Raw genomic sequence first — 25468 nt, 5'->3', positions numbered from 1 at the left:
CGAGCGGCGGCAAGCGGTGGCTTACATGCCGTTGTCGCCCTCCATCTTGCCGATCGAGGCCTTGATCCCGACAGCGGTGCGCAAGCCCTTGACGGAATACGTCCGCGCTTGCGCCTGCTCTTGGTCCTCCGGCTTGCGCATCCACAGTTGCGCGAACAGCCCGTCCTTGGGTGAATAGCCGCCAAACCAGTCGACCAGTTGCCCGATGTAGCACTGGCGCCCTACCCAGACGGGCATGTCTGCCACGATTTCAAAGGTGTAGTGGCCCGGGCCGTAGCTGTAGTAGACGCCACGGTCATCGCCCTTGACGGTGTCCGGAACCGGGCAAAGGGGCTTGTCCATGGTGCCGGCATCGCGCGCCGCCTCGCTGCTTGCCTGCGCAAGCGCGCGCGTCAGGGCGGCATGCAGGGTGCTGTCCAGCGTCGCGACCGTGCCCTTCTCTTCGTCCTTCTGGACCTTGGGGATGGAGAGCTGGTAGCGGTATTGCACAGCAAGCCTTGGCACCTCGCCAACCACCGTCAGCGGCCTGAGCAGGTGAACGTTGTCCACCCCGTAGTAACTGCTCCGGTAAGCGGCATAGACGCGTCCGCGCAGGCGGACCCAGTCCGCCGCCTGGTTGGCGCCGCGTCCGTTGATCGAGTATAGGTAGCCTCCTTCCTCCAACGCGTCGGCCCGGCCCGTCGAGCCATCGGCGCCCGCGAATTTTCCGCCCTCGCGCCGCAGCGCGCTCACGTAGGAAAACAGCCCGGTCCCACCGGAATAGGTGTCGATGATGAGATCGCGCTGCCCGTCGCCGTCGATATCCATCAGCGTGTAGGAAGCGTTGCCGTTCTCCCCGCCGCCTTCGATGCCGGAGGCCAGCAAGGCGCGCCATTCGTCGCTGGTGACGCCCGGGGGGCGCGTCGTCGGGAAATGCGCGTCGTCGCCCGTCTGCTTGTCTTCTTTCGCGTTGGCGAACGTTGTCATGCCCGTCTTGATGCGGATCGCATCGAGGGCCTTCTCAAGCGGGAACACCGGCTCGGTCTTGCGCATGGCTTCCACGGCCTGGCGCAGGTCCTCCAGCGCCTGCCGGTCGACGCTGTCCGGCTTGTAGGCGGCGGCTTCGCGCAGCTGCGCCTGCAATGCCGCAAGCCGCTCGTCATACCGCGCGTTGATACAGATCTTGTCCGCGCCACACTGATCCCGGGCCTTCAGCCACGCAAGCTGGGCTTGCCGTAGCGCGGCGCGCTGCCGGGCCTGGGCGCTGGCGAGCTTGCCATACACGGCCGAGAGCTTGCCATCGAGCTTGCGCAGATCCKCRTTGGCGCAGATCGCGATCTCCGTGCTGCTCGCCGCGCGCTCGCATTGCATGCCGGCCTGCGCCGCCTGTGCGGCAGGGACATACAGCGCCAACACGGCGATCAGCGACAAGTAATTCCTGATATTCACATTCACAACGCGCGTTCTCTTCTGAGTGGTTTCAGCCTGGGAAGGCAAGCAGGCACTGCCCTCTCAACAAGCGCATATGGAAGCGCAATATGCTTCTTTGTGCCGATGCGCACCGGCCGGTAGTCTAGCAAGTCCTTGTTCATGGCAAGCCTGCCGCTACCTGCTCCATGCCTCAAAGCTTCTCCACGCTGCCCGATGGCGCCATCCCGCTCCACGTGGCGGCACCGCAAACGCTTGCGGCCTTGCTGGAACAACTGCCGCCGGTGCAAGCGCAGTGGGCACGCGCAACCGGCTTCGTCCCGTTGCCTGGCAAGACGCTGCTGCTGCCGGATGGCGAAGGCGCTCTGGCGGGCGTGATCGTTGGCGCCGATCCGGCCCAGCCATTGTGGCAACTGGCGGGCCTGCCGAAGCAGTTGCCACCGGGGCGCTATGCCATCACCGCCGCGCAGGACGAACCGCCGCTGGCCGCGCTCGGCTGGGCCATCGGTGCCTTGCCCGCGAGCCGGGACGACACCGAGGACGACACGGTGGGCGACACGGTGGACGAAGCGGCGAAAGGCGCCGAAGGCCTCGCGCAACTGGTCGTGCCACAGGCCACGCAGCAAACCCTCCAGCCCCTGGCCACAGCCATCGGCCTGGTACGCCGGCTGGTCAACACACCGGCCAACGTCCTCGGCCCCGCACGCTTGTCGGAAGCAGTCCGCGCACTAGCGCAGGCGCATGGCGCCGAGTTCCGGGAATGGATCGGCGACGCCCTGCCGGATGCGGGCTTCCCGCTGGTCCACGCCGTGGGCCGCGCGGCTGCCGAAGCGCCGCGCGTGGCCACGCTGCATTGGGGCGACCCGGCTGCGCCGCGCGTGGTGCTGGTCGGCAAGGGCGTGTGCTTCGATTCAGGCGGGCTGGATATCAAGCCGGCGCAGGGCATGCGCTGGATGAAGAAAGACATGGGCGGCGCGGCCCACGCCATTGCGCTTGCGCAGCTGGTGATGCAGGCGCGCCTGCCCGTGCGGCTGACCCTGGTGGTGCCGGCCGTGGAAAACGCCGTCGGCGCCGGCGCGCTGCGCCCAGGCGACGTGATCCGCGCCGCCAATGGCACGTCGGTGGAAATCGAAAACACCGATGCGGAGGGCCGGCTGGTGCTGGCCGATGCCCTGCATCACGCGCTGGGCGAGCGCCAGGAGAGCGCCGCCATCGCCATCGACCTGGCCACGCTGACCGGCGCGGCCCGCGTCGCGCTTGGGCCGGAGCTGCCCGCGCTGTTCAGCAATGACGACGCCCTTGCCGCCGACCTGCTCGCACAGGCCCGGCGGCTGGCCGATCCGCTGTGGCGCATGCCGCTGTGGCAGCCCTATCACGTCATGCTCAAGTCGTCGTTCGCGGATACGCAGAATGCCGCCGCCGCGCCGCTGGCCGGCGCCATTACCGCTGCCCTGTTCCTGCAGCGCTTTATCCCGGACGGCACGCCCTGGCTGCACCTGGACCTGTTCGCCTGGAACCAGGAAGACCGCCCGGGCCGCCCGCGCGGCGGCGAGGCGCAGGGACTGCGCGCGCTCTTTGGCTTGCTGGCGCAGCGCTTTCCCGCGGTTGCCGGCGAGCCCACGCATTCCTGATGACAAGACAACTACCGTAAGTGAGAACAACAGACATGATCCAACGACTGGCGCTGGCCGCCACCCTGGCCGCCGCATTGCTGGCCGCTCCCGCGCTGCATGCCGAAACCCTGCGCTGGGCGCGCTCGGCCGACGCCTCCACGCTGGACCCGCACGCCGTCAACAACGGGCCCAACCACAACCTGCTGCACCAGGTCTACGAGCCGCTGATCATCCGCACCGCCGATGGCAAGCTGCTGCCCACGCTGGCCACCTCGTGGCGGCGCACGGAAGACCCCACGGTATGGGAGTTCCAGCTACGCAAGGGCGTGAAGTTCCACGATGGCAGCGTGCTGACCGCCGACGATGCAGTGTTCTCTCTGTTGCGCGCCAAGTCGCCCACCTCGGACATGAAATCGCTGCTGGTCTCGATCACCGAGGTGACCAAGGTTTCGCCCTTCGTCATCCGCATCAAGACCGCCGGCCCCAACCCGCTGCTGCCCGACAACCTGACCAATATCCAGATCCTGAGCGCGGCATGGTCCAAGTCGCACAACGTGGAGCAACCGCAGAACGCCTCGGCCAAGGAAGAGACTTACGCCACGCGCAATGTGAACGGCACCGGCCCGTACACGCTGGTGTCGCGCGAGCAGGACGTGCGCACGGTGCTCAAGCTCTTCCCGCAGTACTGGGGCCGCGGCCAGTTCCCGCTGGAGATCGACGAGCTGGTCTACCTGCCGATCAAGTCGCCCGCCACCCGCGTGGCCGCGCTGCTCTCCGGCGAGGTGGACTTCGTGCAGGACCTGCCGATCCAGGACACGGCGCGGCTGCGCGCCGACCCCACGCTGCGCGTCAACCAGGCAGCGGAAAACCGTGTGATCTTCTTCGGCCTGAACGTGGGCAACGCGCCCTTGAAGTACTCGGACGTGAAGGACCGCAACCCACTGGCCGACCGCCGCGTGCGCGAGGCGTTCCAGCTCGCCATCGACCGCAACGCCATCAAGACGGCCGTGATGCGCGGCCTGTCGGTGCCGACCAATATCATCGCGCCGCCGTTCGTGCATGGCTATGACAAGGCCTTCGACGTAGTCGGCAAGCCCGACGTGGCACGCGCCAAGGCGCTGCTGGCGCAAGCCGGCTACCCCAACGGCTTCGGCATCACCCTGCATTGCACCAACGACCGCTACCTCAACGACGAAGCGATCTGCCAGGCGGCTGCCGGCTTCCTGGGCCGCATTGGCGTCAAGACCACGGTGGTCTCGCGCCCGCTGGCGATCCAGACCGCCGCCATCAACAATCTGGATACGGACTTCTACCTGTACGGCTGGGGCGTGCCGACCTACGACTCCGCCTACATCTTCGACTACCTGGTCCACACGCGCGGCAAGAATGCGCGCGGCGCCACCAATGCCACGCGCTACAGCAACCCGGAGCTGGATGCGAAGATCGTTTCGCTCTCAAGCGAGGGCGAGCAGAAGCAGCGCGACGCCACCATCAAGAGCATCTGGACCACGGTGCAGAACGAACTGGTCTACCTGCCGCTGCACGACCAGATCCAGACCTATGCCATGGTGCGCAAGTTCGACATCCCGGTGAACCCGTCGAACACGCCCTACTTCAAGCTGTTCAAGCTGGCGAAGTCGTGACAATGGGCGCGCGCTGATGCTGGTCCACCTTCTCCGCCGTCTCGGCCAGTCGCTGCTGGTGCTGCTGGCCGTGTCCTTTATCGCCTTCCTGGTGTTTCGCCATATCGGCGACCCCACGGTCAGCCTGCTGGGCGAGGATGCCTCGATCGAAGACCGCCAGGCACTGGTGGCCGAACTGGGCTTTGACCGGCCCGTGCCCGTGCAGTACGCGCGCTATCTCGGCAACGTGCTGCGCGGCCAGTTCGGCATCTCCTACCGGGTCAAGCGGCCGGTAACGCAAGTCATCCTGGAGCGCGCGCCTGCCACGCTGGAGCTGGCGCTGGTGGCGGCGGTGGTCGCCGTGCTGGGCGGCGTGGCGCTGGGCGTCTACACGGCGATACAGCGCGACGGCTGGGCCAGCCGCGTGCTGATGACGGTGTCGCTGGTCGGCGTCTCGCTGCCGACCTTCCTGATCGGCATCCTGCTGATCTACCTGTTTGCCGTGGAGCTGCGCTGGCTGCCCTCGTTCGGGCGCGGCGACACCGTGGCCTTGGGCGGGTGGAACACGGGCCTGCTCACGCGCTCCGGCTGGGCGTCGCTGGTGCTGCCAGTGGCCACGCTAGGCCTGTTCAAGCTGACACTCATCATGCGCCTGGTGCGCGCGGAAATGATGGAGGCGCTGCGCACCGACTACGTGCGCTTTGCCCGCGCGCGCGGGCTGCCCGAGCGGCGCATCCACTACGGCCACGCGCTGCGCAATACGCTGATCCCGGTGGTCACCATCACCGGGCTGCAGATCGGCTCGCTGATCGCCTTCGCCATCGTCACCGAGACGGTGTTCCAGTGGCCCGGCGTGGGGCTGCTGTTCATCTCGTCGATCCAGGCGGTGGACGTGCCGGTGATCGCCGCCTACCTGCTCATGATCGCGGTGCTGTACGTGTGCATCAACCTGGCGGTGGACCTGGTCTACCTGCTGGTAGACCCGCGCCTGCGCCGTGCCTGACCTCTCCATGACCTCAATGCAAAACGCCCCCGCTCCAGCCGCCCCGGCCGCCCCGGCGCAAGCCCGCTGGCGCAATGCCGAATCGCCCGTGCTGCGGGCGCTGGCGCGCTCGCGTACCACGCAATTTGCCGTGCTGCTGCTGGCGCTGCTGGTGCTCGCCGCCCTGTTCGCGCCCTGGCTGGCGCGGCAAAACCCCTTCGATCCCGCCGGGCTGGAGTTGCTCGACGCCTTCACGCCACCTTGGCAGCATGGCGCGTCCGGCGCCTTCTATCCACTCGGCAGCGACGACCAGGGGCGCGACATTTTCTCCGCCATCCTCTACGGCTTGCGCATGTCCCTGCTGGTGGGCGCGGCGGCGGTGGCGCTGTCGCTGGCCATCGGCGTCACGCTTGGCCTGGTGGCCGGCTATGCCGGCGGCTGGTTCGATACCGTGGTGATGCGCCTGGCCGATGTCCAGCTCACGTTTCCGGTGCTACTGGTGGCGCTGCTGATCTTTGGCATCGCACGCGGCATCCTGCCCGCTGGCTACCGCGACGAGATGGCGCTCTACGTGATCGTGACCGCCATCGGCCTGTCGGAATGGGTGCAATACGCACGCACCGTGCGCGGCGCGGTGATGGTGGAAAAGCACAAGGATTACGTGCTGGCGGCCCGCATCATCGGGCGCTCGCGCACGGCGATCCTGCTGCGCCATATCCTGCCCAACCTGCTGGCGCCGGTGCTGGTGATCGGCACCATCAGCTTTGCGCTGGCGGTGGTGGCGGAGTCCACGCTGTCCTATCTGGGCGTGGGCCTGCCGCCCACCCAGCCCTCGCTGGGCACGCTGATCCGCGTTGGCCAGGGTTTCCTGTTCTCCGGCGAGTGGTGGATCCTGCTATTCCCCGCGCTGGTGCTGCTGGCGCTGGCGCTCTCGGTCAACCTCGCGGGCGACTGGCTGCGCGACGCACTCAACCCCAAGCTCCAATGACCAAGATGCCTGTGAACCAGCCCGTCCTGAGCGTGCGCGGCCTGTCCGTGGCGTTCGACACCTTTCGTGGCACGGTGAACGTGCTCGACGACGTGTCCTTCGACATCGCCTGCGGCGAGATCCTGGGTGTGGTGGGCGAATCCGGCGCGGGCAAATCGATGACCGGCAATGCCGTCACCGGCCTGATCGAGCCGCCCGGGCGCATCAGCGCCGGCAGCGTGACGCTGCGCGGGGAACGCATCGACACCTTGCGCGGCGAAGACATGCGCCGCATTCGCGGCAAGCACATCGGCATGGTGTTCCAGGACCCGCTGACCAGCCTCAACCCGGTCTGCACCATCGGCCAGCATCTCACCGAGACCATCCGCACCCACCTGCCGCTATCGCCCGCGCAGGCACGCCAGCGCGCGCTGGCATGGCTCGCGGACGTGGAAATCCCCGACCCCGCCACGCGCTTCGACCAGTACCCGCACCAGTTCTCCGGCGGCATGCGCCAGCGCGTGGCCATTGCGCTGGCGCTGTGCGGCGAGCCCGAACTGCTGATTGCCGACGAGCCGACCACCGCGCTCGATGTGGTCGTGCAGGCTCAGGTGATCCAGGTGCTGCGCCGCGTCTGCCGCGAGCGCGGCACCGCCGCCCTGCTGATCACCCACGACATGGGCGTGATCGCCGAGGCCGCCGACCGCGTTCTGGTGATGTACCAAGGCCGCGTGCTGGAAACCGGGGCGGTACGCGACATCCTCGACCATCCTCGCGCGGCTTACACGCGCACGCTGATGGCCGCCATTCCCTCCGTGCACCAGCGGCTGCACCGCCTGCCGGTGCCGGACGAAGGCGCCGTGGCGCCGCTGCCAGCGCAGACATCCCGCCCCGAGGCCAGGCAAGACGCCGCGCCACTGGTGCAGGTGCAGGGCCTGTCGCGGGATTTCGATCTCTCCGCCGGCTGGCTGCTGCGCACCCTCGCGCGCCAGCCGCGCAAGGTACTGCACGCGGTGCGCGACGTCAGCTTCGCCATCCCGCGCGGCACCACCTTCGGGCTGGTGGGCGAATCCGGCTCGGGCAAGTCCACCGTGGCGCGCATGATTGCCGGCCTGACCCGGCCCGACGCCGGACGCATCGTGATCGACGGCGTGGACCGCTGGGCGGACCGCCAAGCCGCGGCCACCCTGCCCGAGCGTTTCCAGATGATCTTCCAGGACCCGTACGCCAGCCTCAACCCGCACTGGCGCATCGACCGCCTCATTGCCGAGCCGCTGCAAGCGCTGGGACTCAGCAGTAGCCCGGAAGACACCGCGGAACGCGTGGCGCAGGCACTGCGCCGCGTGCGCATGTCGCCAGACGCCGGCCGGCGCTATCCGCACCAGTTCTCCGGCGGCCAGCGCCAGCGCATCGCCATCGCCCGCGCCCTGGTCAGCCACCCCGACTTCCTGATCTGCGACGAGCCCACGTCATCGCTGGACGTCTCGGTGCAAGCCCAGGTACTCAACCTGATGCGCGACCTGCAGGACGAATTCGGCCTGACCTACCTGCTGATCAGCCACAACCTGGCGGTGATCCGCCAGCTATGCGACCAGGTGGGCGTGATGCAGCGCGGGCAATTGGTCGAAGTCGGGCCAGCGGATGCGGTCTTTGCCGCACCCCGGCATGGCTATACGCGCACGCTGATGGCTGCGGTGCCGGATGTGAGGCGAGTACGGGGGTTGCCGGTGGTGGCGGTGGCTTAGTGGTGGCTTAGTGGAGGCGCACTTGGTGAGTGGCACTCGTCAGCGAAGGAACGCAAGCATGACGCAAGAGAACCATGGCAGGACGCGCAAATGGCACGGGCGTGCGGGCACGGCCGCTGGCGCTGCGGGGCTCTATCTGTCGCTGGGGACGGAACTGGCGTGGATACAGCTGGGGGGTGTCTTCCTGACCACCCTGGGGATTCACTTCTGGGTGATGTCCCGCCAGCAATGATGTCCCGCCAGCGGGATTGAGCGATCACCGGGGAACCCCGGCGATCGTCATGGCGCAATGGCCTTCAGTGTGCCGAACACTTAGCCAACAAATGCCTTTTCAAGCACAAAATGGCCAGGCTCGCTCATATTGCCTTCCGTGAAGTGCTGCTCGGTCAGCATCGCGCGGATGTCCTTGAGCATGTCCGGGCTGCCGCACAGCATGATGCGGTCGTTCTCCAGCGAGAACGGCTCCACGCCCAGGCGCTCGAACAGCTCGCCGTTGGCGATCAGGTCGGTGATGCGGCCCTGGTTGTCGAACTCTTCGCGGGTCACGGTGGGGAAATAGACCAGCTTTTCGCGGATCAGCTCGCCCAGGTGTTCGTGCTGCGGCAGGTGTTCCTGGATCAGCTCGCGGTAGGCCAGTTCCTCGACGAAGCGGCAGGTGTGGGTCAGCACGACCTTGTCATAGCGCTCGTACACTTCCGGGTCGCGGATGATCGACAGGAACGGGGCCAGGCCGGTGCCGGTGGCCAGCAGCCACAGGGTCTTGCCGGGCAGCAGGTTGTCGACCAGCAGCGTGCCGGTGGGCTTCTTGCCGACGAAGATCTGGTCGCCTTCCTTCAGGTGCTGCAGGCGCGACGTCAGGGGGCCGTCCTGCACCTTGATGCTGAAGAACTCCAGCGTTTCCTCGTAGTTGGCACTGGCGATGCTGTAGGCACGCAGAAGCGGACGACCGTTCACTTCCAGACCGACCATGGCGAACTGGCCGTTTTCGAAGCGGAAACCGGGGTCACGGGTGCAGGTGAAGCTGAAGAGCGTGTCGGTCCAGTGGTGGACGGAGAGGATGGCTTGCTGGTTGAGATTGCTCATGAATAAGGCGCTAAATGCGCTGGATGGCGCCGGCGTCGATGGCCTGTTGTGGCCTGATACCAAAGGCTTGGCGGTAGCTTGCCGGTTGCGTTCAACAAGGCGGGCTCCGGTCCGAAGGCTGGAAGGCGCGCCGATCAAGGTGAGAAGATAGCGGATTTTAGAAGAAAACGCAGGGCGCGTCCCGATTCATGCAGTTTCAGGGGGGTTATCAGCCCCACGCCCCGCGTTTTCAGGCTCAACGGCGCCCCGAAAGCCGCCTGACCACCGAGATCAGCCGGTCCACCTCGTCCGTGGTGTTGTAGAAGGCCAGCGACGGCCGCACCGTGGCCTCCACGCCAAAGCGGCGCAGGATAGGCTGGGCGCAGTGATGCCCGGAGCGCACGGCGATGCCTTCCTCGTTGAGCGCGCGGCCGACCTCCTCGGTCTCATAGCCCTTGAGCACGAAGGACAGCACGCTGGCCTTGTCGCGCGCCGTGCCTACCAGCCGCACGCCCGGGATGGGCTGCAGCAGGTGGGTGGCGTACTCCAGCAGGTCGTGCTCGTAGCGGGCGATGTTCTCGATGCCGACCCGCTCCACGTAGTCCAGCGCGGCGCCCAGCCCCACCGCATCGGCAATGTTGCCGGTGCCGGCCTCGAAGCGGTTGGGCGGCGGCTGGAACACGGTGCGCTCGAAGGTCACATCGGCAATCATGTTGCCGCCGCCTTGCCAGGGCGGCATGGCCTCCAGCAGCTCGCGCTTGCCGTAGACCACGCCGATGCCGGTGGGCCCGAACACCTTGTGGCCCGAGAACACGAAGAAATCCGCATCGATGGCCTGCACGTCCACCCGCATGTGCGAGACCGACTGCGCGCCGTCGACCAGCGCGCGGGCGCCGGCACGGTGAGCCAGGTCGACGATCTCCTTGACCGGCACCACGGTGCCCAGCGCATTCGAGACCTGCGTCACGGACACGATCCTGGTGCGGTCGTTGAGCAGCCGGCGGTACTCATCCAGCAGCACCTGCCCGGAATCGTCCACCGGGATCACCCGCAGCGTGGCCCCGGTCTGCGCGGCGAGTTGCTGCCACGGCACGATATTGGCGTGATGCTCCAGGTGCGAGACGATGATCTCGTCGCCCTCGCCCACGTTCTGCACGCCCCAGGTCTTGGCGATCAGGTTGATGGCCTCGGTGGTGCCGCGCACGAAGATGATCTCGTCGGGCGAGGATGCGCCGATAAAACGCTGCACCTTGCTGCGCGCGGCCTCGTAGGCATCCGTGGCGCGCCCGGCCAATGCATGGGCGGCGCGGTGGATGTTGGAGTTCTCGTGCGCATAGAAGTACGCGATGCGGTCGATCACCGACTGCGGCTTGTGCGTGGTGGCGGCGTTGTCGAACCACACCAGCTGGCGGCCGTTGACGCGCTCCTGCAGGATCGGGAAATCGCGGCGAATCGCGTTGACGTCGAACGGCACGCGCGCCGAAGACGATGCCCACGGCAGCGTCTGCTCTTGCTCGCGCCCATAGCCGTAAGCGCCCGCCCCTTGCTGCGGCAGATGCAGCGAGAGCGGATCGCCGAACGTGGCGATCTCGCGCAGGCTCGACGCGCCGCCATGCAGATCGCGGCCCGCGCCCTCCAGGAAGTAGTAGGCAGGCGCGGCCGAGGACTGCGGCGACGGCGCCGCCGCATGCGGCACGCCCAGCGCCTGGCCGCCGAAGCGGCTTTCCACCGCCGGCGCCACCGTGGCGACCGTGTCGGGCAAGCCATTCTGCGCCACCGAGGCCGGCTGCAAGGCCGGCGCGCGGTTAGCCAGCGAGAGCACATGGGTTGGCGCGGCGGGCAGCAGGTTGGCGCCGGGCACGTGGCCCTGCGGGATCGCCGCACCCGGCACGCCGGTGCCCGTGCCGCCTGGACCCGCCACGGGCGAGCCAGGCGGCGCAGGGTTGTTCACCACGGGCAGCGACTGCGCGGCAGCCGGCGATGTCCCCGGCAGGGCCGAGAAAAACGCCCCCGCCAGGCGCGCCAGCACCGCCGGATCCGGCAGGCCGGGCGGCACCGAAGGCGCGCCCGGCAGCGCGGCCGACGGGCCGGCCGGCGGATTCGGCGGATTCACCGGATTACTTGTAGGTGTCAGGATAGTCATGGTACTTGCCGATCTCCACGTCATCGAGAACCGCCAGCGCATCCGGCGCGTGCACGGCCAGCGAGCAGTACAGCGAGATCAGGTACGAAGCGATAGCCTGGTCGTTGATGCCCATGAAGCGCACCGACAGGCCCGGGCCCTGCTCGCCCGCCACGCCCGGCTGGAACAGGCCGACCACGCCCTGGCGCTTGTCGCCCACGCGCAGCAGCAGGATCTTGCTCTTGCCATCAGCCACCGGCACCTTGTCCGACGGGATCAGCGGAATGCCGCGCCAGGTGATGAACTGCGAGCCGAACAGGCTGACGGTGGGCGGCGGCACGCCACGGCGCGTGCATTCGCGGCCAAAAGCGGCGATCGCCAGCGGGTGGGTCAGGAAGAACGCGGGCTCCTTCCACACCTTGCTGAGCAACTCGTCCATGTCGTCCGGCGTGGGCGCGCCGGTCAGCGGGAATACGCGCTGCGCTTCGGCCACGTTGGCCAGCAGGCCGTAGTCCGGGTTGTTGATCAGCTCGCCTTCCTGGTGCTCCTTGATGGTCTCGATGGTGAGACGCAGCTGTTCCTTGATCTGGTCGTGCGGGCTGCTGTACAGGTCCGAGACGCGGGTATGCACGTCCAGCACCGTGCTGACCGCGTTGAGGAAATATTCGCGCGGCTGCTCTTCGTAGTTGACAAAGGTGCGCGGTAGCTTGCCTTCGTCGTCGCGCTGGGTGCAGGCGACCTTGACGGACTCGGGGTCCTGCACCTTGTTGAGGCGGTAGATGCCGGCTTCCACCGGCACCCACTGCAGGAAATGCGTCAGCCAGCGCGGCGTGATGGTCGCGAGCTGGGGGATGGTCTTGGTGGCATTGGCTAGTTGCCGTGCTGCGTTATCGCCGAGCGCCGTCTGGCCGCTCCCGTTTACCGACATGTGCTACTCCGTTTAGCTGTTAGCTGTTAGCTGTGAGCTGATGGCTGATGGCTGATTGCTGATTGCTATATGAGAAAAACAAGAATCGTTATTACCGCAGCGATTATCGGGAGACGGCCCGGCCCGTTCAACATGCTATAGACGGCAATGCGCATGGATTTGCGCGTGGTTCGTGGGTATCGGCGGCGATGGCTAGGACCGCGTGCCTACCACCTGCGCATCACGCAGCGAGACGTGTGCGGCGCCCGATCCGAGCAGCCACGAGATCGGCACGCCCAGCGCCACGGCCAGCTTTTCCACCGTGACGATCGAGGCAATCGCGCTGCCGCGCTCGATCTCGCCGATATACGAGCGGTTCATGCCCGCATGCTCGGCAAGCTCTTCCTGCGACCACGCATGCGCCTCGCGCAACTGGCGCACGGTGGCGCCCAGAGTCCGCACCAGGTCAGTCATGGCAAGCTCGCCTCGATCACGCGCGCCAGCTCGCCTGCGCCCGGCGCCCTGGCGGTCTCGTTGCGCGATACGGCCTGCGTCACATGGGCGCCGGCGGCTACATCCTGCGTGACCCACACATTGCCGCCGATCACCGCGCCGCGGCCCAGCGTGACGCGGCCAAGGATGGTGGCGCCGGCGTAGATCACCACATCGTCCTCGACGATGGGGTGCCGCAGCAGGCCCTTCTCCAGCTTGCCCGTGGCGTCGCGCGGAAAGCGCTTGGCGCCGAGCGTCACCGCCTGGTACAGCCGCACGCGCTCGCCGATGATGGTGGTCTCGCCAATTACCACGCCCGTGCCGTGATCGATAAAGAAGCCGCCGCCGATCTGCGCGCCGGGATGGATGTCGATGCCAGTCTCCGCATGCGCCAGCTCCGCCACGATGCGCGCCAGCAGCGGCAGCCCGAGGCCATAGAGCGCGTGGGCGATGCGGTGATGGATCATCGCCAGGATGCCGGGATAGCAGAGCAGGACTTCATCCACGCTGCCGGCCGCGGGGTCGCCATGGAAGGCGGCGAGCACGTCGCTGTCGAGCAGGCCGCGGATGCGCGGCAACTCGGCGGCGAACTCGCGCACGGCCGTCAGCGCGCGCGTCCTCAGCGCGGCTTCATCGCGTTCGGCATGGCGTGCGGCGTAGTGGAACTCCAGCCTTGCCTGGGCCAGCAGCCCGTGCAGCGCCGCGTCCAATGAATGCGCGATATAGAGGTTCTCGCTTTCCTGGCGCAAATCGGGCGGCCCCAGCCGCATGGGAAACAGCACCCCCTTGAGGGTGGCGACCACCTGCGCCAGCGCATCGCGCGAAGGCAGGTCGCGCCCGCCCGGCTCCAGCAAGCGTTGCTGGCCTTCTCTCCATTGCTGGCGCACCTGCTGCAGGGCGAGCACGATCTCGCCGATCTCGAAGTCAGCCACTGTGGTACTCCCCGTTCTGCGTTGTCCACGCGATGGTTCGCGCGGCTAGTTGATCGCTATGCTTGTGGATCGCCATGGATCGATTGCTTGCGCCAGCCGCGGCTCAGTCCTGGATCCACGGCAGATCGTGAAAGCGCCAGCCGCCGCTCTTGCCGCGCCGTTGCCGCTCGTCGATCTCGCCTTCGAAGCCTTCGAGCACGTTGAACACATGTGCGATCCCCGCTTTGGTGGCGGCTTCGGCAGCCAGCGCGGAGCGGTTGCCGCTGCGGCACAGCAGCAGCACCACGGCGTGCCTGCCGGTCTTGGATTCGAGCTCGCGCGCAAAGCGCGGGTTGCGGGTCAGGCTGGTGCCGGTGGCCCAGGGCACGTGCAGGGTATCGGGCACATAGCCGACGAACTTGCGCTCTTCCGCCGTGCGTACATCGACCAGCACCGCATCGCCGGCGCTGAACAGCGCCCAGGCCTGCTGCGGCGTGACGCGGCCGGCATAGGGCAGGCCGGAGGAACGTGCCACGCCGCGAGCGGCTTCCAGCACGGGATGCTTGATCTTGTCTTCCGATGCGACTGTCATGAAACGCTCTCCTTGCAGCATGTTGTCCGCGTGTGGGCTAAGCCGGGCCTGCCCGATGCACGCTTTGTCGTTGACGGCAACCGCCTATAGCCATCACGGCTCAACTATGAAATGACGCTGCTGGATTGAGAACGAATAAAAACGCATTTCCTAAGACGCTTCCTCGAGGGCGGCACGGGCCACGCGGGAACGGCATGAGCCGGCTTGACAAACCGGCCAGGCTGCGTCCAGATTCAGGGGCGGCTATGGATAGCCACCGCGCACCGTTCACCACTCACCTTCAGCAAGGAATGCCATGACTCCCTCCCCTGCCCGGCGCCGTTTCGTGCGGCACGCCCTGCTGCTTGCCGGCGCCGGCATGTTGGCCAGCGCGGCCAGCGCAGCGCTGGCCGCGGCAGACGAAGCCCTCGCCGCCGCCATCGCCGGTCCGCAGCGCAGTGCCGCCAACAAAGCCCGCGACGTGTACCGCCATCCGCTGCAAACGCTACGGTTCTTCGGCTTGCGGCCGGATCAGGCGGTGATCGAAATCGCGCCGGGCGGCGGCTGGTACACGGAGATCCTGGCACCGGTGCTGCGCGACCACGGCAAGCTATACGCCGCGCACTATGATGTGAGCGCCGCGGATGCCAGCGAGCAAGGCAAGCGCTCAAGGGCGAACTTCGAGAAGAAACTGGCGCAGGATCCGGGCAACTACGGCAAGGTCGCGGTCGGCACGCTGCCGGTGCGCGCCTTTACCGATATCGCCCCGCCGGGCGGCGCCGACCTGGTGCTGACCTTTCGCAACATCCACAACTGGATCAAGGACGGCCACCTGGACGACAGCCTGCGCGCCTTCTACGCCGTGCTCAAACCCGGCGGCGTGCTGGGCGTGGAGGAGCACCGGGCCACGCCCGGCACCTCGCTGGAGCAGATGATCGCCACCGGCTACGTCACCGAAGACTACGTCATCGACCACGCCCGCGCGGCCGGCTTTGCGCTTGCCGCGCGCAGCGAGATCAATGCCAACCCGCGCGACAGCCACGACCATCCCGATGGCGTGTGGTCATTGCCGCCGACGTTGCGCGGCGGCGAGCGCGAGCGCGCGAGCTTCATGGCCATCGGCGAATCGGACCGCATGACGCTGAAGTTCATCAAGCCGCGCTGAGGCACGCTTCACGCTTGTCAGGCGATGGACGCCAGGCGGTCGCCCACCTTGATCGCCGAGCCCGCACGGCAGCGCATGGCCAGCAGCGTGCCCGCCACCGGGGCCAGCACGGTCAGCTCCATCTTCATGGCCTCGACCACCAGCAGCGGCTGCCCGGCCCGCACCTGCTCGCCGGGCTGCACCAGCACCTTCCACACGCTGCCGCTCATCTCCGCTGTCACGGCATGGCCGTCGTGCTCGTCATGACGCAAGGCGGCCGGCACTTCGATGGGCGCGGCGTTGGCCTCATGGGCTTTCCAGTGCGCCACCTCCGCGCTGAAGGCCGCCTGCTGCCGCGCCTGGAAGGCGGCAATGCTGTGCGCGCTGTGCTCGAGCGACTGGCGGTACGCGGCATAGTCGAAGACATCGTGCTCGATACGCACCGTGGCGCGTCCTTCGCGAAAATCCTCGCGCAGCCGGTCCAGCGCCGCCTCTGACACGGGGTAGAACTGCACCTGGTCAAAGAAGCGCAGCAGCCACGGCGCGCCGGGCGCGAACACCGGGTTCTTGAGGAACTTGTTCCAGATCGGCAGCGTCCGCCCGATCAGCTGGTAACCGCCCGGGGAGTCCATGCCATAGATGCACATATAGACCCCGCCGATGCCGACCGTGCCTTCCGCGGTGAAGGTGCGCGCGGGGCTGTACTTGGAGGTGAGCAGCCGGTGGCGCGGATCAAGCGGCACGGCGCAAGGCGCGCCAAGGTAGACGTCGCCCAGCCCCAGCACCAGATAGCGCGCCGCGAACGCAATGTCCCGCACCTCGTCGCGATGCGCCAGGCCGTTGATGCGCTGGATGAAGTCGACATTGTTCGGCAGCCATGGCGCGTCGGCGCAGACCGTCTCGCGGTAGCGCTGCACGGCATCCAGCGTGGCGCCATCTTCGAAGGCCATCGGCAGGTGCACCACGCGCGTGGGGATCTTCAGCATGGCCACGTCCGGCAGGCCGGCCTCGATGGCGAGCAGCGCCTCGATCAACGCCGCCTGATGGATGCGCTGGCCGTCGTAGCGCACCTGCAGCGAGCGCACGCCGGGCGATAGCTCCAGCACGCCATCTATCGGCTGCGCCTTGAGCGCCTCCATCATCAGGTACACCCGCAGCCGCAGGCCGATGTCGAGCACGTTCTCACCGTACTCCAGCAGCAGGTAGCCGTCGCCCGCCTGGCGGTAGGCGATGGCCGGGTGACGCCCGCTGGCCGCACGCCCGGCAAGGATGGCGGTGGAACGCGCCGGCGCCGGCAGCGGCGGCGCACGCGTGATTTGCCGCAGCCCGGCAATGTCCTGATCCTGCGCCGCCTGCAAGGCACGCGCGGCATCGAAGCTGATCGGCCGGAAGCGGATCCGGTCGCCCGGCTTGACCTGGCCAACCTTCCACAGCTCGGCCTTGGCGACCGTGACGGGACACACAAAGCCGCCGAGGCTCGGGCCATCATTGGTGAGGATCACCGGGAAGTCGCCGGTGAAGTTGATGGCCCCGATTGCGTATTCGCAGTCGTGCACGTTGGATGGGTGCAGGCCCGCCTCGCCGCCGTCGCGCCGCGCCCATTCGGGCCGGGGCCCGACCAGGCGCACGCCAAGGCGGTTGGAGTTGTAGTGCACCTCCCAGTCCGTGGCAAAAAATCTCTCCATGGATGCCGGCGTAAAGAAGTCAGGAGCGCCATGCGGGCCGTGCAGGACCGCGATCTCCCAATGCTGGGCGTAGTCCGGCACCAGTGCCGCCGGTGCGGCCTGTGGCGCCGTTACCGGGGCCTCGACGCCGCTGGCGGCCAGATGCGGCTGGCCGAGCGGGAGCATGTCGCCCGGCCGCAGCGTGCGCCCGGCATGCCCGCCGAACTGCCCGAGCGCGAAGGTGGACCGGCTGCCCAGATAGCGCGGCACATCGAAGCCATTGCGCACGGCAAGGTAGGTGCGGCAGCCTTGCGTGGCCTTGCCGAGCGCCAGGACCTGGCCCGGGGCCACGCTGATTGGCGCCCAGAACGGGACGTTCATCCCGTCGAGTGTTGCCGTGCAAGGCGCGCCGGCCAGCGCCACCACGGCAGCGCCATGAAAACGCAGGCGTGGCCCTGCCAGCGTGCATTCCAGCCCGGCCGCGCCCGGATGATTGCCAACGATGCGGTTGGCCAGCCGGAAGGCGTAGTCGTCCATCGGGCCGGACGGCGGCACGCCGATATGCCAGTAGCCCGTGCGGCCCGGCACGTCCTGGATGCTGGTGTAGGTGCCTGGCTCCAGCACCTCGATGACTGCCGGCGCGTAGGGAAAGCGGTCGAGCATGCGCGTGAAGGCGCGGCCCGTGGTGAACTCGGGCGAGTCGACAATCTGGCGCAGGTAATCCAGGTTGGTGGCGATGCCGCACAGGCGCGTGGCGGCCAGCGCCGCCACAAGTCTCTTGCGCGCGGCTTCGCGGGTGGGGCCGTGGACGATCAGCTTGGCCAGCAGCGGATCGTAAAAGGCGGATACCTCCGTGCCGGTCTCGACCCAGCCGTCGACGCGCACGCCGTCCGGAAAAGCCACCTCGGTCAACGTGCCCGGCGAGGGCTGGAACTGCTTGAGCGGATCCTCCGCATAGAGCCGCACCTCCATGGCCGCGCCCTGCGGCGGGCGGGAGATGGCATCCCAGTCCAGCGCATCGCCCGCGGCCACCTTCAGCATGCAGGCGACCAGGTCCAGCCCGGTCACCAGCTCGGTCACGGGATGCTCCACCTGCAGCCGGGTATTGACCTCCAGGAAGTAGAAATCCTCCCGCTCCACGTCGTAGATGAACTCCACCGTGCCGGCAGAGCGGTAGCGCACCGATTCGCCCAGCTGGATCGCGGCCCGATGCAGCGCGTGGCGCGTGGCCTCGCTCAAGTGCGGTGCCGGGGTTTCCTCCACCACCTTCTGGTTGCGGCGCTGCGTGGAGCAATCCCGCTCGCCCAGCGCCACCACGCGGCCCGCGCCGTCGCCAAAGATCTGCACCTCGATATGCCGCGCGCGGTCCAGGCAGCGCTCGATAAAGGCCCCGCCATCCTTGAAGAATTGCTCGCCCAGCCGCTGCACGCTGCCAAAGACCGCGCTCAGCTCGGCGTCATCAACGCAGCGCGACAGGCCGATGCCGCCCCCGCCGGCCGTGCTCTTGAGCATGACGGGATAGCCGATGCGCGCGGCCTCCCGCAGGGCGTGTTCCACGCTGGAGAGCAGGCCGGTGCCGGGCGTCATCGGCACCCCCGCTTCGGCGGCCAGCTCGCGCGCCCGGTGCTTCAGGCCAAACTCGCGGAGCTGGTGCGGCGTCGGGCCAATGAACACCAGGCCCGCCGCCTCGCAGGCCTCGGCAAACGCCGCGCTCTCCGACAGAAAGCCGTAGCCCGGAAACACGGCTTGCGCGCCGGTATCCAACGCGGCTTGCAGCACGCGCTCGGCCACCAGGTAGCTATCCGCCGCACGCTCGCCACCCAGCGGCACGGCCACATCGGCCAGCCGGGCATGCGCGGCATTGCGATCGGCATCCGAATACACGGCCACGCTCTTGATACCTAGCGCACGCAAGGTGCGAATGGCGCGCACGGCGATCTCGCCACGATTGGCGATCAGTACGGTGTGGAACATCGGCGCTCCCGGGTCAGGTTGCGCTGGCGTTTGCGTTGGCATTTGCGCTGGCGAGATAGGCGCGCCAGCCGCCAAATGCCGTGATATCGCGGGCGCCTTCCAGGCCTCGGGGTTCGCAGATGAACCCGGTAACTTGCCGGCCGTCTTCCAGCAGCAGCTTGCCGATGCCAAGGGGCGCGGGAATCTCCGCGACGAAGGCGCCAAAGCTGGCCAGTGGCACATCCCAGAGCTCGACGTCGATCGGCGCGCCCTGCCCTGTGCCGATATGCACCAGCCCGGGCTTGGGCGGGATCGTGTCCGCCAGCGCATAAAGCCGGTAGCACGGCGCCGTGCGGCAAGCCTCCACAAAGGCCGCGTGGCGCGTGAGCAGTTGATGGTTAAGCGGCATGCCGCTAAGGTGGGCGCCGACCACGGCCAGCCGCACCGATCCCGGCGTGACCGGCGTGGCGCGCTGTGCACCAACGGGACAATCCCGCCCGGTGGCGCCCAGCGGCAATGCTTGCGCCGCCTGCCACTGCCGGCCAAAGCGGGCCAGCGCGCGGTCCGACCAGGCCGGGGCAATCAGCGTGATGCCCGCCGGCAGGCCGTCCTCGCGCGCACCGGCCGGCAGCGCCAGCGCCGACAGGTCGGCCAGGTTGGTGAAATTGGTATAGGTGCCAAGCCGCGCGTTCAGGCGGATCGGATCGTCCTGCACGGCGGCCAGCGTATAGATCGACGGCGCGCTCGGCACCACCAGCGCATCGACCGTTGCCAGCGCCAGGTGGATAGCGCGGGTCAGCGCCGCGCGCCGGTACTCGGCGCTGAACGCGTCCAGCGCGCTATAGCGGCCCGCTTCCTCCACGATCACGCGAACGACCGGATCGATGGCTTCCGGCTGGCTGGCGTGAAGCTGGCTCACCGCCAGGAAGCGCTCGGCCACCCATGGCCCCTGGTAGAGCAGTGCGGCCAGCTCGGCGAATGGCGAAAAATCAATCGGCACCAGCTTGGCACCCATGGCCTGCAAGTCCGCCAGCGCTTGCTCGAAACCGGCCTGCGCCTGCGTATCGCCAAAGAATGCCAGCGCATCGGGAATGCCCAGCACGGGCGATGGCGCCAGCGCGGCAGGCGCGCTCTGCGGATAAGTGCGCGAGTAAGGATCGTCGTGGTCAAAGCCGCCGGCGATCTCCGCCACCAGCGCGGCATCGTCGACCGTCAGCGCAAACACGCAGACGCAATCCAGTGTGCGGCAGGCCGGCACCACGCCGGCGCTGGAGAGCCAGCCCCGGGTCGGCTTGAGGCCCACGATATTGTTGAATGCCGCGGGAATGCGCCCCGAGCCCGCCGTATCGGTCCCGAGTGAGAACGGCACCCAGCCGCGCGCCACCGAAGACGCCGAGCCCGAACTGGAGCCACCGCTGACGTACGCCGCATCGAAGGTGTTGGGCACCGCGCCGTAAGGCGAACGAACGCCCACCAGGCCCGTGGCGAACTGATCCAGGTTAGCCTTGGCCACCACGATGGCCCCGGCCGCGCGCAGCCGTGCCACGGCGCCGGCATCGCGCTCGGCCACATACGCAAACGCGGGACACGCCGCCGTGGTGGGCCACCCCGCCACGTCGATGTTGTCTTTCACCACGAACGGCACGCCGTAGAGGGGAAACGCATCGCGCTTGCCGCCCGCTTCTTCAACGCGCGCCGCCAGCGCAGCCAGCTGGGACTGCAGCCGCGCCGCATCCAGCCGCGCGATCCAGGCCGGGTCCGCTGCGTCCAGGTCCAGGAACGGCGCCAGCGCGTCCGCGGGCGACGCGCCTTGCGTCTTGTAGAGCTGTTGCCAGTCAGGCAGCGTTCGGCAACTGCCAAGGCTGGCGGCGGATCGGCGCAGAGGCGTCTTGCTGGTCATCGCTTGTATCCCAGGTTGTATACATGAGGGCGTTGCAGACCAACAAAGCAGGAGACATGCCATGTAAAGAAAATAGTTTCTTCTTACATATCAGGGCGATGGGTCACCAGGGCACCTTCGCGGGCCGAATACGCATGCAGGGCACCCACGCAAGCCGCACCATGGGGTGGCTTGCGTGGACCTAAACAGTGCCTGTGGGAACGACCGAGCCGCAAAGTGGTGCGTCATGGGCCGGCTCCGCTAGCGCATGGTTTATCCCGGCGTTTCACGCGCTGGCGAAGTCCCTGCTGTCCAGGCCGCGCTGATCGCGGCGGGCCGGCTATTTCGTGCGCCGCGGCGCGCGCGCCGGCCTGTTCGCACCGGCCTGTGGCGCGGCCAATTGCCCGGCCGCTGCCCGCAGGCATTCGACCAGCTGGATACTGCTGGGCGTAGGCCGCCCTTCGCGCAGCGTGATCACGCCCACTGGCGGCAGCTCCAGCGCTATGTCCATGGGCAGGATATGGAAGCGGCCTTCCCGCTCGAACTGCTGCCCCACCGACCTGGCCAGGAAGCCCACGGCATCTAGCTGGGAGACGAAGGTGGTGATGGCAAGGTAGGACGACGACTCGATCAGGTCGGTTGGTGGCTGCAGCCCAAAGCGATAGAACTCCTGCTCGATCTTGACCCGTAGCGAGGCCCATGGCGGCGGCACCACGCAAGGCATGCCGGCCAGGTCCGCCCAGCCCGGTGCGCGCTTGCTTGCCAGCGCGTGGCCGCTGCGCACCACCGCCACCATCGGCTCGTTATAGAGCGGCTCGGTGATGAGGTCCGGGGCGGCGTAGCCGGGCTCCAGCCGCCCGACAATCAGGTCCAGTTCGCTGATGCGCAGCTTGGGCAGCAGGTGGGGCAGGTCGCCCTCCTCCACCAGCACGGTGGCCTGGGCCGAGCGCTGCTTGAGCAGGCCTATGGCTTGCGCCAGCAGCACCGGCAGGGCCGCGCCCATCGATCCCACCCGGGTGCGCCCGGCGGCGCCGCTGGCCTCCGCGGCAATCTCATCGCGCGTGCGCTCGTATTGCGCCAGCACCGAGCGGGCAAAACGCACCAGCGACGCGCCCGCCGGCGTGGGCTCGGTGCCGCGCGTGGAGCGCGTGAAGAGCGTCAGGCCCAGCGTCTTCTCCACCTCGGTGAGCATCTTGGAGACGGCTGGCTGGCTGACGGAGAGGAACTCGGCGGTGTGGCCGAGATGGCGGAACTCGTCCAGCGCCACCACCAGTTGCAGGTGGCGTAGCTTGATATTGGAGCGCAGGGCGCGGTCGATCTGGGGCATGGCGCGATTCTACTTAACTTTAAGGTTATGAAGCCATTCCGATGATTGATTAGATTGTTATGAATGGCTTTGCCACAATCCGGCCTGACCGGTGGACATTGCCACCAGCCCATGACTCCAATAACGACACCCAGCGAGGACGACACATGACCGCACCCCACGGCATCAACCACGGGCGACGCCGCCTGCTCATCAGCGGCGCCGCTGCCGCCACCGCTGCGACAGCTGGTAGTGCCGGCCTGTTGCTGCCGGGCCTCGCACGTGCCGCCGACTATCCGGACCGGCCCATCACCTTCATCTGCCCGTGGCCCGTCGGCGGCACCGCCGACCAGTCCATGCGCGCGCTGTGCCAGGTGGCGTCCGGCGTACTCAAGCAATCCATCGTGGTGGAAAACCGCGCCGGCGCATCGGGCATGATCGGCACCAAGGCACTGGCCCGCGCCAAGCCGGACGGCTACACCATCGGCCAGGTGCCGATCTCGGTGACGCGCTTCTCGCAGCTAGGCATGCTGCAACTGGACCCGCGCAGCGAGCTGACCTACCTGGCGCGCACCTCCGGCCAGACCTTCGGCATCGCGGTGCCGGCGAACTCGCGCTTCAAGTCGCTCAAGGACGTCGTGGCCGAGGCCAAGGCGCATCCGGGAAAGCTCACCTATGCGCATGCCGGCATCGGCGGCGCCACCCACGTGGGCATGGAAGAATTCGCGCAGGCCGCCGGTGTGCGCTTCAATGCCATCGCCTACAAGGGCGGCGCGCAGGCCCTGCAGGACGTGCTCGCCGGGCAAGTGGACCTGCTGGCCGATTCCAGCTCCTGGGCACCCCACGTGGAAGCCGGCAAGCTGCGCCTGCTGGCCACCTGGGGCGACCAGCGCACGCCGCGCTTCAAGGACACGCCGACGCTCAAGGAACTGGGCTACAACGTTGTGGTGGAAGCGCCCAACGGCATCGGCGCGCCCATCGGCCTGGACCCGGCGGTGGAAAAGAAGCTGCGCGACGCCTTCCGCCAGGCTGTGGCCAGCAAGGAATTCCAGCAGGTGGCGGCCCGCATCGATGCGCCGGTGATGTACCTGGACGGCCCGGAATACAAGCGCTACATCAGCACGGTGTACGACCAGGAAACCCACCTGATCCAGCGCCTCAAGCTCAAAGAACTGCTGCAACAAGGCTGACCCAACGTGAACTCCGCCGCCCTGATCCGCCTGCATGCGAACGACAACGTCTTGATCGCCCGGGACGCCCTGAGCCTTGGCCAGAGCCTGCCTGAACTGGGGCTGCGCGTGCGCGCCCAGGTGCCCGCGGGGCACAAGATTGCCGCCTGCGCCATTGCCAAGGGCACCCAGATCCGCAAGTTCGACACCGTGATCGGCGTGGCCGAGCGCGACATCGAGGCCGGTGACCATGTGCATTCGCACAACCTGGCGCTGGTGGATTTCTATCGCGACCCGGGTTTCTGCCAGGACGTGCGGGCGGTGGACTACGTGCCCGAGGCCGAGCGCGCCACCTTCATGGGGTTCGTGCGGCCCGACGGCCGCGTTGGCACGCGCAACTTCATCGGTATCTTGTCGTCGGTGAACTGCTCGGCCACGGTGATCCGGCATATCGCTGACCACTTCACGCCCGAGCGCATGGCGGCCTTTCCCAATGTGGACGGCGTGGCCGCTTTCGCGCAAAGCAGCGGCTGCGGCATGTCCTCGCCCAGCGAGCACTTCGACGTGCTGCGGCGCACGCTGGCGGGCTATGCGCGCCACCCCAACCTGGCCGGCGTGCTGATCGTGGGCCTGGGCTGCGAGCGCAACCAGGTAGCGGGCCTGATGGAGTCGCAAGGCCTGGTGCCCGGCAGCCACGTGCGCACCATGGTCATGCAGGACAGCGGCGGCACGGCGGCCACCATCCAGGCCGGCATCCGCGCCATCGAGGCAATGCTGCCGGGCGCCAATGCCGCCACGCGCCGGCCCGTGCCCGCCAGCCACTTGAAGATCGGCCTGGAATGCGGTGGCTCCGATGGCTTCTCCGGCATCAGCGCCAACCCGGCGCTGGGAGCGGCCATGGACATCCTGGTGCGCCACGGCGGCACCGCCATCCTGTCGGAAACCCCCGAGATCCATGGCGTGGAATACATGCTCACGCGCCGCGCCGTCACGCCGGAAGTCGGCCAGAAACTGCTGGACCGCCTGGCCTGGTGGGAGCGCTACACCGCCGGCCAGAACGCCCAGTTCAACGGCGTGGTCGGCCACGGCAACCAGCAAGGCGGCCTCGCCAACATCTTCGAAAAATCACTCGGCTCCGCCATGAAAGGCGGTACCACGCCGCTGCAGGCCGTCTATGAATACGCCGAGCCCATCGAGCAATCCGGCTTCGTCTTCATGGACTCCCCCGGCTACGACCCCGTCGCCGCCACCGGCCAGATCGCCAGCGGCGCCAACCTGATCTGCTTCACCACCGGGCGCGGATCGATGTTCGGCTCCAAGCCAGCGCCGACCATCAAGCTAGCGAGCAATACGCCGATGTACAAGCGGCTCGAAGGCGATATGGACATCAACTGCGGGCTGGTGCTGGACGGCGAATTGACCGTGGACGAGATGGGCCAGCGGATTTTTGAACACATCCTGGAAGCGGCCTCGGGACAGCCAACCAAGAGCGAGGCGCTCGGGCTGGGGGACAACGAGTTTGTGCCTTGGCACTTGGGGATTGTCAGTTAGAAAGTAGAAAGCCTCGCAGCCTGGAACCATTGCGAAATTGCGATCGCCCGCCCTCTCCCCCGCCCTCCCGCAGGCGGGAGAGGGGAGCAAACCAGCGGCAAGATCAACCAACTGGTGTAGCCGTGTTTCCCGCCCGAATGGGCGGGAAACACCCACGCGCGATGCGAAGCGAGCCGTCAAGGTGTGCCGAGGCCGTATGGGGCGCCTCGGGATTCGGCGAAAAGAGCGGAAACGAGGGACCCATGTCTGAGTATCGCCTTAAGGATTCTCTGCAAAACGTGTCAGCGAGTGGCGCTTCCCCTACGTTGCAATAGTCAGGAGGAAGCTGCCATGAAGCAAGGAGAATTGGGATTGAACCTGTCGACAAAGCGCACGCGTAAGCGCGAGTTCTTGGATGAGAT

The 25468-nt window shown here is 67.6% G+C and carries 19 protein-coding genes; 9 read left to right on the top strand and 10 right to left on the bottom strand.

Annotation, left to right across the window (positions count from 1 at the left end):
* Positions 1-21: 21 nt before the first annotated feature.
* Positions 22-1410 carry a lysozyme inhibitor LprI family protein gene (locus AC1DQR_RS29115; protein WP_477134237.1) on the bottom strand — a complete coding sequence of 463 codons (1389 nt, stop codon included), beginning with the start codon at positions 1408-1410 and terminating at the stop codon, positions 22-24.
* Between the two features lie 185 nt (positions 1411-1595).
* On the opposite strand from AC1DQR_RS29115, the gene AC1DQR_RS29110 reads away from it, so the two are divergent.
* From AC1DQR_RS29110 to AC1DQR_RS29085, 6 genes are read left to right on the top strand one after another with little or no spacing between them, the layout of a single operon-like run.
* Positions 1596-3038 (top strand): leucyl aminopeptidase family protein, encoded by a 1443-nt coding sequence (locus AC1DQR_RS29110; protein WP_477134236.1) that lies wholly within the window; start codon positions 1596-1598, stop codon positions 3036-3038.
* A 35-nt stretch (positions 3039-3073) separates the two neighbouring features.
* Positions 3074-4663 carry an ABC transporter substrate-binding protein gene (locus AC1DQR_RS29105; RefSeq protein ID WP_477134235.1) on the top strand — a complete coding sequence of 530 codons (1590 nt, stop codon included), beginning with the start codon at positions 3074-3076 and terminating at the stop codon, positions 4661-4663.
* 16 nt (positions 4664-4679) lie between these two features.
* Positions 4680-5645, top strand: coding sequence for an ABC transporter permease (locus AC1DQR_RS29100; protein ID WP_150986154.1), 966 nt, complete (start codon positions 4680-4682; stop codon positions 5643-5645).
* Between the two features lie 16 nt (positions 5646-5661).
* Positions 5662-6612 (top strand): ABC transporter permease, encoded by a 951-nt coding sequence (locus AC1DQR_RS29095; protein ID WP_416053232.1) that lies wholly within the window; start codon positions 5662-5664, stop codon positions 6610-6612.
* A complete protein-coding gene (locus tag AC1DQR_RS29090; RefSeq protein ID WP_477134234.1) occupies positions 6609-8336 on the top strand; it encodes a dipeptide ABC transporter ATP-binding protein in 1728 nt (575 codons plus the stop codon). Before AC1DQR_RS29095 ends, AC1DQR_RS29090 begins: the two co-directional genes overlap by 4 nt.
* A 58-nt stretch (positions 8337-8394) precedes the next feature.
* Complete coding sequence (locus AC1DQR_RS29085) at positions 8395-8568, top strand: hypothetical protein (protein WP_416052102.1); 174 nt, start codon at positions 8395-8397, stop codon at positions 8566-8568.
* 80 nt (positions 8569-8648) lie between these two features.
* Here the strand turns inward: AC1DQR_RS29085 and AC1DQR_RS29080 are convergent, their stop codons facing one another.
* From AC1DQR_RS29080 to AC1DQR_RS29055, 6 genes are all read right to left on the bottom strand, one after another.
* Positions 8649-9419 carry a ferredoxin--NADP reductase gene (locus AC1DQR_RS29080; RefSeq protein WP_416052101.1) on the bottom strand — a complete coding sequence of 257 codons (771 nt, stop codon included), beginning with the start codon at positions 9417-9419 and terminating at the stop codon, positions 8649-8651.
* A 235-nt stretch (positions 9420-9654) separates the two neighbouring features.
* Positions 9655-11541: a family 2A encapsulin nanocompartment cargo protein cysteine desulfurase gene (locus tag AC1DQR_RS29075; protein WP_477134233.1), complete on the bottom strand. Its 1887-nt coding sequence runs from the start codon at positions 11539-11541 to the stop codon at positions 9655-9657.
* Positions 11516-12448 (bottom strand): family 2A encapsulin nanocompartment shell protein, encoded by a 933-nt coding sequence (locus tag AC1DQR_RS29070; RefSeq protein WP_006157090.1) that lies wholly within the window; start codon positions 12446-12448, stop codon positions 11516-11518. The genes AC1DQR_RS29075 and AC1DQR_RS29070 overlap by 26 nt, the downstream gene beginning before the upstream one ends.
* Positions 12449-12640: 192 nt before the next feature.
* Positions 12641-12901 carry a helix-turn-helix domain-containing protein gene (locus AC1DQR_RS29065; protein ID WP_150986150.1) on the bottom strand — a complete coding sequence of 87 codons (261 nt, stop codon included), beginning with the start codon at positions 12899-12901 and terminating at the stop codon, positions 12641-12643.
* On the bottom strand, positions 12898-13851 hold the full coding sequence (gene epsC, locus AC1DQR_RS29060; RefSeq protein WP_416052099.1) for a serine O-acetyltransferase EpsC: 954 nt from the start codon (positions 13849-13851) through the stop codon (positions 12898-12900). The genes AC1DQR_RS29065 and epsC overlap by 4 nt, the downstream gene beginning before the upstream one ends.
* Before the next feature lie 103 nt (positions 13852-13954).
* Complete coding sequence (locus AC1DQR_RS29055; protein WP_416052098.1) at positions 13955-14422, bottom strand: rhodanese-like domain-containing protein; 468 nt, start codon at positions 14420-14422, stop codon at positions 13955-13957.
* 295 nt (positions 14423-14717) lie between these two features.
* On the opposite strand from AC1DQR_RS29055, the gene AC1DQR_RS29050 reads away from it, so the two are divergent.
* Complete coding sequence (locus tag AC1DQR_RS29050) at positions 14718-15566, top strand: class I SAM-dependent methyltransferase (protein ID WP_416052097.1); 849 nt, start codon at positions 14718-14720, stop codon at positions 15564-15566.
* Between the two features lie 17 nt (positions 15567-15583).
* Here the strand turns inward: AC1DQR_RS29050 and uca are convergent, their stop codons facing one another.
* From uca to AC1DQR_RS29035, 3 genes are all read right to left on the bottom strand, one after another.
* Positions 15584-19183 carry an urea carboxylase gene (gene uca, locus AC1DQR_RS29045; protein WP_477134232.1) on the bottom strand — a complete coding sequence of 1200 codons (3600 nt, stop codon included), beginning with the start codon at positions 19181-19183 and terminating at the stop codon, positions 15584-15586.
* Positions 19184-19196: 13 nt separating this feature from the next.
* On the bottom strand, positions 19197-21062 hold the full coding sequence (gene atzF / locus AC1DQR_RS29040; RefSeq protein ID WP_477134231.1) for an allophanate hydrolase: 1866 nt from the start codon (positions 21060-21062) through the stop codon (positions 19197-19199).
* Between the two features lie 319 nt (positions 21063-21381).
* Positions 21382-22368: a LysR substrate-binding domain-containing protein gene (locus AC1DQR_RS29035; protein WP_416052094.1), complete on the bottom strand. Its 987-nt coding sequence runs from the start codon at positions 22366-22368 to the stop codon at positions 21382-21384.
* A 146-nt stretch (positions 22369-22514) separates the two neighbouring features.
* Between AC1DQR_RS29035 and AC1DQR_RS29030 the strand changes: the two genes are divergently transcribed.
* Positions 22515-23537, top strand: coding sequence for a tripartite tricarboxylate transporter substrate binding protein (locus AC1DQR_RS29030; RefSeq protein WP_183032934.1), 1023 nt, complete (start codon positions 22515-22517; stop codon positions 23535-23537).
* A gap of 6 nt (positions 23538-23543) precedes the next feature.
* Positions 23544-25067: a UxaA family hydrolase gene (locus tag AC1DQR_RS29025; RefSeq protein WP_477134230.1), complete on the top strand. Its 1524-nt coding sequence runs from the start codon at positions 23544-23546 to the stop codon at positions 25065-25067.
* Positions 25068-25468: the final 401 nt, after the last annotated feature.

Source organism: Cupriavidus sp. 05L411, from assembly GCF_056398045.1.
This window is presented reverse-complemented; position numbering and strand designations above follow the sequence as displayed.